The organism is Microvirga sp. (assembly GCF_014699075.1).
Taxonomy (GTDB): Bacteria; Pseudomonadota; Alphaproteobacteria; order Rhizobiales; family Beijerinckiaceae; genus Microvirga.
Window position 1 is genome coordinate 104,433 of record NZ_JACXAB010000003.1, and the last position, 15,617, is coordinate 120,049.

A 15,617-nucleotide genomic window follows, 5' to 3' on the forward strand; every position below is an offset into this window, starting at 1 on the left:
CCCGCCCCCTGCCCGACATTGGCCGGATGTTCCTGACCTTCTTCACAGAGCTGCGCGCGGCCAAGGTGCCGGTCTCCTTCCGGGAGTACCTGGCCCTGCTGGAGGCGCTCGATCGGGATCTCGCCGACAAGAGCGTGGAGGAGTTCTACTACCTCTCCCGCGTCTGCCTGGTGAAGGACGAGCGGCATTTCGACAAGTTCGACCGGGTCTTCGCCCATGTGTTCAAGGGCCTCGAGAGCATGGGCCGTGCCGTCGAGGAGGCCGGCATCCCGGAGGAATGGCTGCGCAAGCTCGCGGAGCGCTACCTCACCGACGAGGAGAAGCGCCAGATCGAGGCCATGGGCTGGGACAAGCTCTGGGAGAACCTGAAGAAGCGCCTTGAGGAGCAGAAGGGCCGCCACCAGGGCGGCAACAAGTGGATCGGCACCGCCGGCACCTCGCCCTACGGCGCCTACGGCTACAACCCGGAAGGCGTGCGCATCGGCCAGGACAAGAACCGCAACTTCCACGCCGTGAAGGTGTGGGACAAGCGCGAGTTCAAGGATTTCGACGACAGCGTCGAACTCGGCGTGCGCAACATGCGCATTGCGCTCAGGCGTCTGCGCCGCTTCGCCCGCACCGGCTCGGCGGAAGAACTCGACCTCGACGAGACGATCCACGAGACCGCCCACAAGGGTTATCTCGACGTGCGCCTGCGGCCCGAGCGCCGCAACGCCGTGAAGGTGCTGCTCTTCCTAGATGTGGGCGGCTCAATGGACTGGCACATCGAGATCGCCGAGGAGCTGTTCTCGGCCGCACGGCTCGAATTCAAGCATTTCGAGCACTTCTACTTCCACAACTGCGTCTATGAGAACGTGTGGAAGGAGAACCGCCGGCGCTTCGACGAGAAGATCCCCACCCTCGACGTGATCCGCACCTATCCGTCGGATTACCGTGTGGTCTTCGTGGGCGATGCCTCCATGAGCCCGTACGAGGTCACCCATCCCGGCGGCTCCGTGGAGCACTGGAACGAGGAGTCGGGACAGGTCTGGCTGCGGCGGATCCTCGACCACTTCCCCAAGGCCGTGTGGCTGAACCCGGTGCCGCAGCCGCATTGGGGTTATACGCATTCGATCAACCTGATCCGCCAGACCTTCGGTGAGCGCATGTATCCGCTCAATCTCGAAGGCATAGACCACGCCATGCGCGAACTGGTGCGGTAGGGATCGTCCCACGATCCGGAAGCGGTTTGCCGGAATGACGGCGCCCGGTTAAGAAGCCTCATGACCCAGACCTACAGCCACAACCCCAAGCCCTTCAGCGGACCGATCGCTTTCACCCTCAAGGGCAGCACGCTCACGGTGGATTCGGGCCGCAAGGTGCACGAGGTCCAGCTCGGCGCAGTGGACACCGTGCGCATGACCTTCGAGCCAGGACGGCTGGCCCAAAGGTCCTTTCGCACGAAGGTCATCATGAAGGACGGCAAGTCCTTCACCTTCAACTCCCTGGACTGGAAGAGCCTCGTGGAAGCCCAGGAGCTGACCCGGGAATACCGCGCCTTCGTGAAAGCCCTGTGCGACGCCATCATCCGGGCCAATCCGCAGGCCCGGCTCATAGCCGGCAAGCCCATAGGCCTGTGGCTGCCGAGTTCGGCGCTCGCCGTCGCGTCACTCCTGGCCATGGCCTACCTGGTCTGGCAGGCGTTCCAGATGGGGGCGACCTCCGTTGCGCTCCTGGGGATTCTGCTTGCCATCGTGGGCTACTGGCAAATCGAGCCGATGATCCGGCTCAACAAGCCCCGCCCCTTCCGCTCGGAAGCGCTGCCGGAAGAATTGCTGCCGAAGGCGTCGTAATCTCCGCACCTGTCATTCCGGGGCCGCGCAGCGGAGCCCGGAATCCATAACCGCTAACAGCGCAAGAAGAAGTGCGACTCTGACCACCCTTTTCTGACGTGTCCTGTTTATGGATTCCGGGCTCGACCTATGGTCACCCCGGAATGACAGCGGAGTTTTACCCTAAGCCCTCACCACCAGCACCGAGCAGCGGGCGTGGCGCACGATGGTGGAGGCGTTGGAGCCGAGCAGATAGGTGGCCATGGTCGGCCGGTGCGAGCCCACTACGATGAGATCGGCGCCTGTCTTCTCGGCCTCGTCGAGAATCTCGGCGTAGACGGAGCCGAGGCGAACCGCCGCCGAGACCCGCTCGGCCGGCAGCGCAACGCCGGCCGCCACCTCGGCGAGCCTGGCCTCAGCCTCTCCCTGCTGCTCCTCGTCGAAAGCGGGCGGCATGAACTCCATGTAGGTGACGGGCACGATGGCCCGCACATAGATGAGGCGTAAGGCTCCGCCGGAGTTGCCAGCAAGTTCGACCGCCTTGTCGATGGCCGGCTTGGCCGCTTCGACCTCGCCCAGATCGACAGGAACGAGAATGGTCTTGAACATGGATCTGCCTCCGGGTTCAGCCCTGCCGGGTGGGTGTGTGAACGACGAGACCGTCGAGCTCCGGCCGCACCCGGATCTGGCACGAGAGCCGCGAATTGGGGCGCACATCGAAGGCGAAGTCGAGCATGTCCTCCTCCATGGGCTGAGGCTGGCCCGTGGCGGCTTCCCATTCCTCAGCCACATAGACATGGCATGTGGCGCAGGAGCAGGCCCCGCCGCACTCGGCTTCGATGCCGGGAACGCCATTGCGGATGGCGGTTTCCATGACGGTTGCGCCCTCCTCCGCCTCAACGGTGCGGGAGGTTCCCTCGGTATCGATGAACGTGATCTGGATCATTGCGGACCTCTGCTTGCTGGCGCATACTTATGACAGACTGCGCCGGAAGACGAGAGACAGGCCCGACGCATGCCGTCTTTTTGCCGCATTGTGCCCCGTAGTGCGGGTTACTAAGCCGTTAACGACGTTCACAAGTGACAGGGGACAATTGGTTTCCTTGTTTCAGATCGGCCGCTAGACTTGCTTGGTAAATGACAGATTACCGTGCGGAAGCCCCTCCAAGGGTGTCCGTAGCGGCTGAGGCCATGCATTCACCTTGCTTTTCGTGAACAGAGTGCGGCTTCAGAATCATCAGTTGCGTCACGAGGGCGGATCATGGCGACCGAGAACAAGAAGATGAAGGACCCGGCTGAAGCAGCCCTGACGGCTGTTGAGCAGGCACTCAACCTTGACGAGACTTTCGTGATCCACACCCCGTCGCGGCCGGGTGACAAGCCTTTCGGCGATGAGCCCAAGCTGCCCGACATCGACGACCACGACTTTACCAGAGGCCCCTTCGGCCTTGGCTCCGACTCCCTCTCAGCGCACGCCGACGATCATGATCCTCGGCTCGACGGCATGGCCCGCTCCGGTTTCGTCGCCCCCGACCGGAATGCCGTGGCCAACGACGACCGCCAGAATGTCGGCGTGATGCTGCAGGCCCTTCAGGTTCGCCCTTCCCGCCGGGCCTACTGGATGGCCACCCTCCTGTCCCTGCTCTGGCTCGGCGGCATCGGCGCCCTCGTCTACACCCAGGGCATCACCACGCCCGAGCAGTTGCTCGCCACGTTCTCGACCTCTCAGCTGGCGCTCGGCGCCGTGGGTCTCGTCGGGCCGGTCTTCCTGTTCTTCATTGCCGCCATGCTCACCGTCCGCTCGCAGGAGATGAAGCTGGTGGCCCGCGCAATCGGCGAAGTGGCCACACGCCTTGCCCAGCCCGAGAGCTTCTCCACCGACGCGGTCCTCTCCGTCTCGCAGGCCGTGCGCCGTGAAGTGGCGGCCGTCGGCGACGGCGTCGAGCGGGCGCTCGCCCGCGCCGGCGAACTCGAGACCCTCGTGCGCAGCGAAATCTCGACCCTCGAGCGCGCCTATTCCGACAACGAGATCCGCATCCGCTCGCTCATCGACGAGCTGGTGGCGCAGCGCGAGGCCATCGTGTCGAACGCGGAGCGCGTGCGCGGCTCGATCACCGGCGTGCACCAGAACCTGATGCAGGATCTCGACGGCGCCAGCGAGCGCGTCGTGTCCGCCGTCAGCGGCGCGGGCGACAAGGTCACCGCTTCGCTTGAGAAGCAGGGCGACCACATCACCCAGGCTCTCGGTCGCGCCGGCGAACGCGTCGTCGAGGAGATGGCGAGCCGCGGCGTCGAGTTGGTCGATCGCCTCGCGGGCTCCAGCGACGAGATCAAGAACGGCATCTCGGAGGTAGGCGTCACCATCACGACCGCCCTTGAGAGCAAGGCCCAGGACATCACCGGCGCCTTCGAGCGCACCGGCGACCTGCTGACCCGCCACCTGCAGGAAGGCGCAAGCCAGGTCACCCGCACCCTGGCTGAGACCGGCCGCGGCGTGATCGACGCCCTCGCCCAGCAGGGGAACGACGTGCGCGAAGCCTTCGAGCAGACCGCCCGCACCCTCGAAGACAGCTTCACCCAGCGCGGAGCCGAGATCACCGAGAAGCTCGCGGCCACCGGCGGCGTGATCGCCGACGACATCTCCGCCCGCACCGCCGAAATGCGCGACCAGATCGCGGCTGCCGGCACCTCCGTGAGCGAAGAGATCGTGACCCGCGGCACCCAGATGCGCGAGCAGCTCTCCGAGACCGGCGCATCGCTCGTTCAGGCGCTGACCACCAGCAGCGGCACCGTGCGCGAGGAATTCGCCCTCACGGCCTCGTCTCTCATCGAAGAGCTTGCCACCCGTGGGGGCTCCCTGCGCGAGCAGCTTGCCAGCACGGGCACCGGCGTCGTCGACGAGATCGTGCTGCGGGGCAACGCGTTCCGCGAGAGCCTGGCAGCCACGGCGGGCGATGTCACCCGCGAGATCAGCCAGCGCGGCACCGAGGTGCGCGAGCACCTGGAGAGCGCCGTGCGCCTTGCCGACGAGTCCATCGGCACCCGCGTCGAGGATCTCGCCAGCCGGCTTGAGAGCGCCAGCCTGCGCGTCAGCGAATCCGTCACCGTTCAGGGTCAGGCCCTCGAGACCAGCCTCACCCAGGCCGGCGAGCGCCTCTCGACCCTTATGGGCGCCCAGGTCGAGGAATTCCGCTCCGCCTTTGAGACCCGCGGCCAGGAGTTCTCCGACACCCTGTCCCTCCATACCGAGGACGCGCAGACCCGCCTCGCCAGCACGGCGAAGGACATCGTGCTCGCCATCGCCAGCCAGGGCTCGCGCGTCAACGAGGCCCTCAACCGCACGTCCGAGACCCTGTCCACCACCGTCGACACCCGCACCCGCGAGATGGAGGAGACCCTCGTGGCGCGGCTCACGGCCCTGGAGGACGTCACCACCCGCGGCAGCGAAGTGGCCGAGCGCATCTCCCGCGATGTGGGCAGCATTACGGAGACCATCACCGGCCGCCTCGAAGAGATGGACCGCCTGATCACCGTGCAGGGCCGCACCGTGGCCGAGTCCTTCACCGAGCGTGCCCGCGAGGCAACCACCGCCATCGAGACGCAGCTTTCGGCTCTCGAAGAGCATGCTTCTCGCCGCACCACGGAGATCACGGCCAACTTCGACACCATCGTCGAGCGGGTCGACAGCGTGCTCGGCACTCGCTCCACGGCCCTCAACGAGGCCCTCGTGGTGCGCACCGGCGAGATGGCTCGCGTCATGGCCGAAGGCGGCCGCGACGTGGCCACGGCCCTGCAAGCCCGCGTGGACGAGATCAGCCAGGCGATCACGGCCAAGACCAACGCCATTGCCGACACCCTGTCGTCCAAGGCGGAGCAGATCGGCCAGTCTCTCGACAGCCGGATCGCCTCGATCAACGAGGTTCTGGGCAGCCGTGCCGACGAGATCGCCGAGACCCTCGGGACCCGTGCCTTCGAGATCAACCAGACCCTGGGCAGCCGCGCGGAAGAGATCGCCGCGACGCTGGGCAGCCGCACCGAGGAGCTGGCTTCCGCTCTCAACCAGAGCGTCACGATGCTCGAGGACAGCGTCGTCAACCGCCTGACCGGCGCTGCCGAGACCATCGACGAGCGCGGCCAGGCCGTTCTCGGCTCCCTCACCGGCCGCATCGGCGAGATCCGCTCGATCTTCGACACGCAAGGCGCCTCGCTGGTCGAGGCCCTGGGCAGCCGCGGCGAGTTCATCGGCCGCGAGGTCGCGGCCATCAGCGACACGACCCTGCGCAGCCTCGAGGAGCGCAGCAATGCCGTCATCGAGAGCCTGCAGGACCGCAGCACCACCCTCCTCTCGTCGCTCCAGGAGCGCACGATGGAGCTCACCGCCTCCTACCTGCAGTCGACGGAGGCCGTGCGGGCTTCCCTCACCGAGGGAACCGAGCAGACGGTGGAGGCTCTCACGGGCGCCAACGAGCGCCTGCGCGGCGAACTCACCGACGTGCTCGGCCGCCTGACCGACGCCAACCGCATGCTCCAGCAGGTGGCGGCTTCCGCCAGCAGCAATCTCGGTGCCGTCGAGGACGGACTGGCCGGACGCGTTCAGCACATCGAGACGCTCCTGTCGGAGATCGCCACCCAGACTGGCCGCGCCTCCGACCAGGTGGCCGAGCAGGTCGACGAACTGCGCAACGTGTCGTCCGGTGCCATTCAGCAGGCCCTGGAGCTGGCCCGCAGCCTCGAGGAGCGCGGACAGGCGCTCACCAGCACCACCGGTGAGCAGATGCGCACCCTCACCGAGGCGGCCTCTGCCCTGGAGCGTGTGGAAGCGCGCATGAACGAGGCGCTCTCCAGCCGCCAGCAGGCCCTGGACGAGCTCCTGACCCGGATCGGCGAACGCTCGCAGGATCTCGAATCCGTCACCCGCTCCTTCACCACCCTCCTGGAGGGCTCCCTCCAGAACGCCGAGGCCAAGGCGCGCCAGATCGGCTCCGTCCTGTCCTCGGCGGCCGACACCACCACGGCGGCCATCGGCGAGCAGTTCAAGCGCATCCGCGCCACCACGGGCCAGGAGAGCGAGCGGACGGCGGAAGCCCTGCGCGCCAGCTACGAGCAGGCCACGGCCGAGATGGCCGAAGCCCTGGGCAGCGCCACAGCGAAGTTCCGCGATGCGATGGGCGAGCTGCGCGGCATGACGGGCAACATCCAGCGCGAGCTGGAGGCCACCCGCGCCGAACTCCGCCGCGGCGTCGTCGAGCTGCCGCAGGAGACCCAGGAGACCACCGCCAACATGCGCCGCGTGGTCGCCGACCAGATCAAGGCCCTGAACGAGCTGTCGGCTCTCGTGTCCCGCTCGAACCGCCTGGTCGATGCGGCGCCTGCCGCCCAGCCGCGCAAGGCGGCGGTCAACGAGACCCCGGTCGCCGCGACCATGGCGGCGGTCGCAGCCGCCGTCGAGCAGCGGATCGCCCAGACACCGGCACCCGCCCCTGCTCCGGCACCGGTGGCGCGTCAGGCGGAACCGAAGCCTGCGCCCGTGCGCCAGGTTCAGCCGGCGGCCGAGCGTCCGGCTCCCCGTCGTCAGGAGGCTCCTGCCCCTGAGGCCGGTGCCCGTGGCGGCTGGCTGTCCGACCTCCTGAACCGCGCCTCGCGTGAGGAAGCGGTGGAGCCGGCCCGCAGCAATGCAGGCCGTCCCGACCGCACCCGCACCAACAGCCTTGAATCCCTGGACTCGATCTCGGTCGACATCGCCCGCATGATCGACCACGACGCGGCCGTGGAGCTGTGGGACCGCTACCGCCGCGGTGAGAGCAACGTGTTCACCCGCCGGCTCTATACCCTGCAGGGTCAGCAGACCTTCGAGGAGATCCGCCGCAAGTACGGCCGTGACGATGAGTTCCGGCAGACGGTGGACCGGTATGTGGAAGAGTTCGAGCGCCTGCTCGCCGAAGTCTCCCGCGACGACCGCGACTCCATGCTGACGAAGACCTACCTCACGTCGGAGACCGGCAAGGTCTACACGATGCTGGCCCATGCGAGCGGCCGGTTCGACTGAGCCGTCTCCCCTCGCTGAATACAAAAACGCGGCCTCCGGGCCGCGTTTTTCGTTTGGGGGCAATGCAAGCTGAGCTGGATCGCAGCTACCTTTGCCCAGGGCGGCCGGACGCGACAGACCCAGATCCTCGCTGTTGCAACATGCAGCCGATCCCTCGTCACCGAACGCCACGGTTGCGCTTTACCAAACAGCATGTAGTGTCGAACGGTATATCTTTGCGATACCTCACGCCGTCCTTCAGTGCGCTGGTGGCCGATACCGTGCAGGCTGAGAGCGGGGGGAATGATGCCAATCTACAGGTTCACGACCGCCGACCGTATCAACACCCTTACGGCCGGGAACCAGCATTCCCAGCAGGTGACGGCCTTGGGGGCAGCTGGCTTGTGACATGGACGTCAGCCGGCCAGGATGGCAGCGGCGCCGGCGTCTACCAGCAGCTCTATGCCGCCACCGGCACCAAGATCGGCGTCGAGACCCAGGTCAACACCTACACGATATCGGATCAGAGCTCTCCGAGCGTGACAGCTATGAGCGGCGGCGGCTGGGTAGTCACCTGGGAATCATTGGGCCAGGACAGCAGCAGCAGCAGGGGCGTGTATCAGCAGCTCTATGCAGCCGACGGCAGCAAGATCGGAGGCGAGATACGGGTCAACTCCCACACGGCCGGGGACCAGCACATCAAGCAGGTGACGGCCGTGGGCAACGGCTGGGTGGTCACTTGGCGATCGGAGGGCCAGGATGGCAGCGGCGCCGGTGTCTACCAGCGCTACTACGAGAATATCCCTGCCCTTACGGCAGGCACCGAGTACGCCGCCGGCACGACCGTCGACGACACGTTCAACGTGCAGGCCGGCGGACTTACGGCAGAGGATACGATTAATGGCGGCACTGGCGTCGACACGTTGCGCCTAAGCGTAAGTGGAGCGCTCAACATCGCAGCCCCAGCCGTGTTCGGAGGAATCGAGAAGTTGCAGGGCACAGCGGGGGCCGACACGATCACGGTGTCGGCTGCACGGCTGGCGAACCTCACCTCCATCGACGGCGGGCCCGGTGCGGATGCGCTTCTTCTCGCATCGACCGGCATCTACAATCTGGCTGCCATCCAAAGCCTCATCGGGTTTGAGACGATCACGGGCTCGGGGAGTGCGGATACCATCCTCCTCACGGCGGCGCAGTTCCTCAGCGTCGCGACCATTCAGGGCCAGGGCGGCGTCGACGCTCTGAACTTCGCGTCCGCGGGCAGCTACGACCTTACCGCGCTAGCGGGCTTGTCCGGCATCGAGACGATCCAGGGCTCGTCCGGTAACGATACCTTCGTTGTGAGCACCGCACGCCTTGCCGGTGTCTACGCCTTACAGGGTGAGCTCGGTTTCGACGTGCTGCGGATGGCCGCGAGCGGCACGCTCGATCTGTCGGGCCTCACCAGCACGACCGGCTTCGAGGCCTTCGAGGGCACGGGTGCGTCCGATACCCTGATCCTCACGGGTGCGCAGCTCTCTCAATTTGAGCAGATCAAGGGAATGGGCGGTGCCGATACCCTTCAGCTGGCATCCGCCGGCCCGCTCGACATTTCGGCATTGGAGACCTTCAGCAGCTTCACGACGCTCAAAGGGTCGTCCGGCGCCGACACGATCCGGTTCCGCGACATCCCGATGGGCAACCTTCATCTCGATGGCGGCCTGGGTAATGACACGTTCAGCCTGGTCGCTGGGGGCGCGTACGATCTCACCACCCTTGCGTCGTTGACAGGTATCGAAACCATCGAGGGCACAGACAGCAACGACGTCATCGTCACGAATGCCGCGCGCCTTGGAGGCCTTGGCGTCATCGACGGCGGCACGGGCACGGGCGACGTGCTGGAGCTCAGGGCAGATCTCTACGACCTGTCGGCCCTCGACATCCTCAACGTGGAAACCATCCGCCTCAGCGGCGATGCAGACGTGACGTTCCACGACAAGGCGACGGCGCTTCTCGCCCGCACCACCTCCGTGGAGGCGAGCGTAACGCTGAACGGCGCCACGTTCACGAGTGCGGAGCTCGGCCAGCTCTTCCGCCAAGGCCTGCGAACCATCACCACGATTTCGAACGACGTCACGCAGTCCACCGCCTATGTGGAGCCCGTCATTGCCGGCTCACTCAGCAACAGGACGGTGGAGATGACACAGACCGCCACGCCCTTCGCGAGCGTGGATCTGGACGCAACGCCCGGCCTTCAGGTCACCGCCACGGTCACCTACGACAAGGATCGCGGCGTCCTGCGCGACAAGGACGGTGCGGTTCATGTGACCGGCACCTACGCGGTCACGGGTACGGTCGCGGAGGTGGAGATGGCCTTGCGCGCGCTCGGCTTCGACCCAACCGACCGGGCAGATGTGATCGGGGCGAGGCAGGACACACTGTTCACCCTCACCCTCAACGACACGGTGACCACCTCGCAACCTGCACGGGTGACGGTGACCTCCACGGCCACGAACCTGAAGCCGGGCGAGCCCTCCTTGAGCCGCGCCGCCGTGCAGGAGAACGCCAAGGCCGCCACAGTGGTGGGCGAGGTGCTGGTGGTCGATCCCAACCCGCAGGATGGGCTCACCGTCAGCCTCACCAACAATGCGGGCGGTTCAAACTCGACGGCGGCAAGCTCGTGGTGGAGGCGGGTGCGGTGCTCGACTTCGAAAAAGCGCGCTTCCATGACATCGCCATCAAGGTGGCCGATGCAGGCGGGCTCACGGTGGAGAAGACGCTGCGCATCGATGTGGCCGATGTGCTCCTGGAGCAGATCCGCGGCACCGCCGGGCGCAACGTGCTCAAGGGCGGCCTTGGCCAGGATGCGTTAGTGTTCAACGTGAAGCCGACCAAGCGCAACGTGGACAAGATCGAGAGCTTCACGGTCAAGGATGACTGCGTGTGGCTGGAGAACGCGATCTACAAGGGACTGGGCCGGAAGGGCTCGCTCGACAAGCCTCTGGTGCTCAAGAAGGATGCCTTCTTCACCGGCACCAAGGCGGGGGATGCGGAGGATCGCATCATCTACGACCGGAAGTCCGGCAAGCTCTGGTATGACGAGGACGGCAGGGGCGAGAAAACCCAGGTGCTGATCGCGCAGATGCAGAAGAACCTGCGACTCACCGAGAAGGACTTCTTCGCCATCTGAGCAGCACATGGCCTCTCCCCCTGGAGGGAGGCGGCCGGTTCGAAGAGGCGCTCTCGCCTCTTCGGTGACATGCGATGAACGCGGCCTCCGGGCCGCGTTTTTGTTGTGCAACCTCACTGTCATTCCGGGGCGGCTCATCAGAGCCGAGCCCAGGATCCATAACCGCTAACGGTTAGAACAGGGTGCGCTGGATCCGCAGCGCCCCTACGAATAGAGCGTCGTGGATATGGATCCCGGGCTCCGCTGCGCGGCCCCGGAATGACAGTGGCAATGAGCAAATACACGAATGCCCGGGACAAGCCCGGGCATGACGATTCACTGGAACTATGGGTGGGTGAATTGGCCGGCTCTTTAAGCCGGCGCCTTGTCTTCGCCCGCCGCAGCGGCGGCTGGATCCTCGCGACGCGGCAGCTGGCTGCCGCTGACCCAGCGGACGATGTCGAGCATGACCACGGACAGCGCTTCGTCGAGCGCTCGGGCTGCGTTCGGAGCATCGACGGCGCTGGTCGGGACGCTGGTGCGGAAGATCCTGCCGTTGACGATGCGCCCGTCGCGGTCGCTGACGATCTTTACGGAAATCTCGGCGACCGCCTGGTTGTCCGGGGTCGCGATCTCGAAGCGCCGCAGCTCGGAGATGAGCTGGACGTCCGCCACCGCGCCGCTGCTCGGGCGCGAGACGCCGCGCAGCTGGGAGGCGTTCTCGAAGGTGTTGATCAGGCGGGTCTGAACCAGACGGGGCAGGTTGTCGGCCCACTGCCCTCCCCCGATGAACGATACGGAGCCGCTGGCATCCTTCACCAGGATCTGCTGGGTCGAAAGCTGCTGCAGGGCTGCAGGCTCGTTCACCAGAACCTGAACGCCGGCGGCTCCCCGGATCCGTGCGGACGGCGCCGAGAGGTCGAAGGTGGCCGGAGGAGGCCCCGACGAGCAGGCACCCGTCAGGGCAGCCAGCAGCGCCACCGGGGCAAGACGCCGGAGCAGGCAGGCTCGTACAGTCGGGGGAGTTACCAAGGAGGATCCACGCATACAGGTTACTTAACGGCGTCCATTGTACTCGGGGAGGTTCGAACGGCCACCGAAAAGAAACTGCTGTGGATTACGTTCGATGCTGCGCACCGCTCGGCTGATGTCGCCCAGGGTCCGACGCCCCTCGACGGCCAGTGCCTCGTATTCCCGCAGGCCCGAATCCGTGAAGCGGCCTACGCCGGACAGAACGCCCTTGATGCCTTCGGTCCGGGCGTTGAGGTCGTTGGCAAGCTCCCGCACGGAAACGGCGGCGGCACGGATCTCGTCGAAGGCGCCCTTGCCGGACTCACCGGAGGCTGAGCCCAGGAACTTTTCGGCACCCGCCAGGACGCCATCGATGCGATCGGCCGACTTGTTCAGCTTCTCGGTGATCGAGCGCGCCTCCTGGATCGCCTTGTCCACGTCGGGACTGCGGCGGCTCAGGGTCTGGGTGAACGTGTCGATGTTGTCGACCGTACGTCCGACCTTGGCCGGATCGACCGCCTGGGCGAGTTCGGCGATTTCACTCACAGCCCTGTCCAGCTTGGGCGCGGTGACATTGAGAGACGCAATCAGGCTCGCGGCATCCCGGAGAGCATTGTTGATGGTCTCGCGGTTTTCACCGAGAGCCCTGGTGAAGTTGTCCGTATTCTCGACGATCCGGGAAACCCGCTGCCCATCGATCGAGCTTGCAACCTCTTCGACCTTGTCGACGGTGCGGCCGACCTTGGCCGGGTCGATGGCCTTCGCGATGTTCGAAATGTCGCCGACGGCGCTGTCGAGCTTCGGAGCGGTCTCGTTGAGGCGAGCCACGAGGCTGTCGGCGTTGCGCAGGGTGTTCTCGACCGCCTGACGGCTTTCGCCCAGGGCCTGGGTAAAGCCTTCCACGTTCTCGACGATGCGCGTCACGCGCTGCGGATCGACCGCACGCACCACCTCGTCCACGTTGGTGGCGAGCGTCTCGAGCTTTTCGGCCAGGGGTCCGACCTTCTCGGCCGCCTGCCCCACCTGGGCCAGGAAGCGGTCGATGCCCTCGGCGTTCTCGCCGAGAGCCTGGGAGAAGCGCTCCACGTTCTGGATCGTCCGGCTGATGGCGCCTTCGTTGTCCGTGACCACGCGGCCCACCCGCTCCAGCACGTCATCGGCCCGGCGGGCGATGTTGCGGGCGCTTTCGATGAGATCCTGGAAATCGGAGCGGTCGGCGAAGATCGTCGGCATGGGCTGGCCAGGGCCTGCCACCAGCGGAGGCGCTCCCGCCTCGCCGCCGGTGAGGCCTACATTCGCGACGCCGGTCAGGCCCTGGTATTCCAGGCGGGCGCGGGTGTCGGCCCTGATCGGCGTGCTGCTGTTGACCGACGCGATGGCCACCACCCGGCGCGGGTCCTCCGGCAGAAGCTCGAGCGTCGTGACATCGCCGACCCGCAGGCCGTTGAAGGACACGCTCGACCCTTGCGAAAGACCTGAGACCGATCCGGAAAACACGATGCGGATCGTCTGCCGCGCCTGCCCCCGCTCGCCACCGGAGAACCAGTAGACGAAGCCGAAGGCCGCCGCGATCACCGCCAGGGTGAAGAGACCGATCAAGGCGTAGTTTGCACGCGTTTCCATCGTTACCCTTACGCGCCGCCGGTCATGACCGCGCGTGCCCTTTTTCCATGAAAATAAGAGCGAAGCCACGGATGGTCCGAGGCGAGCATCGCCTCAATAGGACCTTCCGCGAGAATTTTCCCCTCGCCCAGAGCCGCTATCCGGTCGCAGACCGAGTAAAGGCTGTCCAGGTCATGGGTTACCATGAATACGGTCAGGCCTAAAGTCCGCTGTAACGTCGCAATCAGGTCGTCGAACTCGCCGGCGCCGATGGGGTCGAGGCCGGAGGTCGGCTCGTCCAGGAAGACAATTTCCGGGTCGAGAGCCAGCGCCCGCGCCAAGGCCGCACGCTTGATCATGCCGCCTGACAGCTCTGATGGCAGCTTGTCGGCGGCATCCGGGTTCAGCCCCACCATCTCGATCTTTAGCATGGCCAACTCGTCGAGCAGCCGGTCCGACAGGCGCAGGTATTCGCGCATCGGCACCTGGATGTTCTGCTTGACGGTCAGGGCCGAGAAGAGCGCGCCCTGCTGGAACAGCACGCCCCAATGGCGCTCCAACTGCCGGCGCTCATCCGGCGACAGCTCGTCGAGGTTCTGGCCCAGCACCTCGATGGTGCCGGCCCGTTTGGAGACAAGCCCGAGGATGGCCCGGGTCAGGACCGACTTGCCCTGGCCCGAGCCTCCGACGAAGCCTAAGATCTCGCCGCGATAGACATCGAGATCGAGCCCCTTGAGGATGGTCCGGTCCCCGAAGCCGACCTCCACGTCGCGGGCGCGGATGATCACCTCGCGGTCCTTCGTGGGGTCGGGATGGTGGCGCTCGAGCATCATCTCAGTAATTGATCGCTGCAAAGAACATGGCAAAGAGGCCATCGAGCACGATGACCATGAAAATGGCCTTCACCACCGAGGAGGTGACGTGGCGGCCGAGCGACTCCGCGGAGCCTGCGACCGCCATGCCTTCCAGGGTCGCGATGATTCCGATGACCACCGCCATGAAGGGCGCCTTGATGAGACCGACCAGGAAGGTGTTGAGGCTCACGGCAGCCCTGAGACGGTCGAGGAAGATGTCGGGGCTGATGCCGCCATAGACCCAGGTGGTCAGGCCGCCGCCCACGAGGGCCGCGATAGACGCGATGAAGGTGAGGAGCGGCAGGCCGATGATGAGGGCCAGGATGCGCGGGACGATCAGGACCTCGATGGGGTCGAGGCCCATGACCCGCAGGGCATCGATTTCCTCGCGCATCTTCATGGACCCGATCTCGGCCGTGAACGCCGAACCGGAACGGCCCGCAACCATGATCGAGGTCAGCAGCACGCCCAGCTCGCGCAGAACCAGGATGCCGATGAGGTCAATGACGAAGGGCGTCGCGCCGAACTTGATCAGCTGGAAGATGCCCTGCTGGGACACGATGCAGCCGACCAGGAACGAGATCAGCACGATGATGGGCACGCCGCGATAGGCGATCTGCTCCAGCTGGTTGATCACCGCGACACCCCGGAAGCGGCGGGGATGGATGACCACGCGCACCATCGCGGCAACGAGTTCGCCCAGGAAGCGGACGCCGCCGACCAGATCCTTGCCGGCCCCGGCCACGCTCTGGCCCACATCGACCAGGAAATCGACCGACCGGGCCTGGCGGGGCTTCGGCTTGCCCTCGAAGTCGCGGTAGGCCGCCTCCTCCAGGAGGATCTTCTGTTCCGGCGAGGCGTTGGCGAAATCCGCCTGTCCCTTGGCCGACAGCTCATGGCGGGTCCGGTCAAGCGTCCAGGCGCCGAGGGTGTCGAGACGCTCGACGCCGCTGAGATCGAAGAGCACGGGGAAGTTTTGGGCCTCCGCCTCGATCTCGCCGACAAGGGCCTCGACGCGCTGGGCATGCGGCGCCGTCCAGGGACCGGACAGACGCACAATCGTCTGCCCGCCTGCGCGGTCGATCGTCATGTCCGGCTCTTGAGCCAGGGTGCCCTGCGCCACGATTGTCCCTTCGGCATTGATTCCGCTTGGTGATAGCGTGTCA

At 66.0% G+C, this 15,617-nt stretch carries 11 protein-coding genes; 5 read left to right on the forward strand and 6 right to left on the reverse strand.

What is annotated here, in order from left to right:
- Nucleotides 1–26: 26 nt before the first annotated feature.
- Nucleotides 27–1,202: a vWA domain-containing protein gene (locus IC232_RS06105; protein ID WP_190844041.1), complete on the forward strand. Its 1,176-nt coding sequence runs from the start codon at nucleotides 27–29 to the stop codon at nucleotides 1,200–1,202.
- Between the two features lie 60 nt (nucleotides 1,203–1,262).
- The gene (locus tag IC232_RS06110) at nucleotides 1,263–1,832 is read left to right on the forward strand and encodes a hypothetical protein (RefSeq protein ID WP_190844042.1); all 570 of its coding nucleotides are present in this window, start codon (nucleotides 1,263–1,265) and stop codon (nucleotides 1,830–1,832) included.
- Between the two features lie 162 nt (nucleotides 1,833–1,994).
- Here IC232_RS06110 and IC232_RS06115 read toward each other — a convergent pair whose 3' ends face one another.
- A complete protein-coding gene (locus tag IC232_RS06115; protein WP_190844043.1) occupies nucleotides 1,995–2,420 on the reverse strand; it encodes a universal stress protein in 426 nt (141 codons plus the stop codon).
- Nucleotides 2,421–2,436: 16 nt separating this feature from the next.
- A complete protein-coding gene (locus IC232_RS06120; protein ID WP_036350677.1) occupies nucleotides 2,437–2,757 on the reverse strand; it encodes a 2Fe-2S iron-sulfur cluster-binding protein in 321 nt (106 codons plus the stop codon).
- Nucleotides 2,758–3,072: 315 nt separating this feature from the next.
- Here IC232_RS06120 and IC232_RS06125 point away from each other — a divergent pair, with 315 nt between their 5' ends.
- The 3 genes from IC232_RS06125 (at nucleotide 3,073) to IC232_RS06135 (ending at nucleotide 11,005) form a co-directional block, all read left to right on the forward strand.
- A complete protein-coding gene (locus IC232_RS06125) occupies nucleotides 3,073–7,857 on the forward strand; it encodes a hypothetical protein (RefSeq protein WP_190844044.1) in 4,785 nt (1,594 codons plus the stop codon).
- A gap of 383 nt (nucleotides 7,858–8,240) precedes the next feature.
- Nucleotides 8,241–10,688 carry a calcium-binding protein gene (locus IC232_RS06130; protein ID WP_190844045.1) on the forward strand — a complete coding sequence of 816 codons (2,448 nt, stop codon included), beginning with the start codon at nucleotides 8,241–8,243 and terminating at the stop codon, nucleotides 10,686–10,688.
- Nucleotides 10,583–11,005 (forward strand): hypothetical protein, encoded by a 423-nt coding sequence (locus tag IC232_RS06135; RefSeq protein WP_190844046.1) that lies wholly within the window; start codon nucleotides 10,583–10,585, stop codon nucleotides 11,003–11,005. Before IC232_RS06130 ends, IC232_RS06135 begins: the two co-directional genes overlap by 106 nt.
- Nucleotides 11,006–11,356: 351 nt before the next feature.
- On the opposite strand, the gene IC232_RS06140 is transcribed toward IC232_RS06135, so the two are convergent.
- From IC232_RS06140 to IC232_RS06155, 4 genes are read right to left on the reverse strand one after another with little or no spacing between them, the layout of a single operon-like run.
- Nucleotides 11,357–12,016: an ABC-type transport auxiliary lipoprotein family protein gene (locus IC232_RS06140; protein ID WP_246812063.1), complete on the reverse strand. Its 660-nt coding sequence runs from the start codon at nucleotides 12,014–12,016 to the stop codon at nucleotides 11,357–11,359.
- Between the two features lie 24 nt (nucleotides 12,017–12,040).
- Entirely contained in the window at nucleotides 12,041–13,618 is a 1,578-nt protein-coding gene (locus IC232_RS06145) for an MlaD family protein (RefSeq protein ID WP_190844048.1), read from the reverse strand.
- Nucleotides 13,619–13,626: 8 nt separating this feature from the next.
- On the reverse strand, nucleotides 13,627–14,427 hold the full coding sequence (locus IC232_RS06150; RefSeq protein ID WP_409564881.1) for an ABC transporter ATP-binding protein: 801 nt from the start codon (nucleotides 14,425–14,427) through the stop codon (nucleotides 13,627–13,629).
- A 4-nt stretch (nucleotides 14,428–14,431) separates the two neighbouring features.
- Nucleotides 14,432–15,541: an ABC transporter permease gene (locus IC232_RS06155; protein ID WP_190844050.1), complete on the reverse strand. Its 1,110-nt coding sequence runs from the start codon at nucleotides 15,539–15,541 to the stop codon at nucleotides 14,432–14,434.
- Nucleotides 15,542–15,617: the final 76 nt, after the last annotated feature.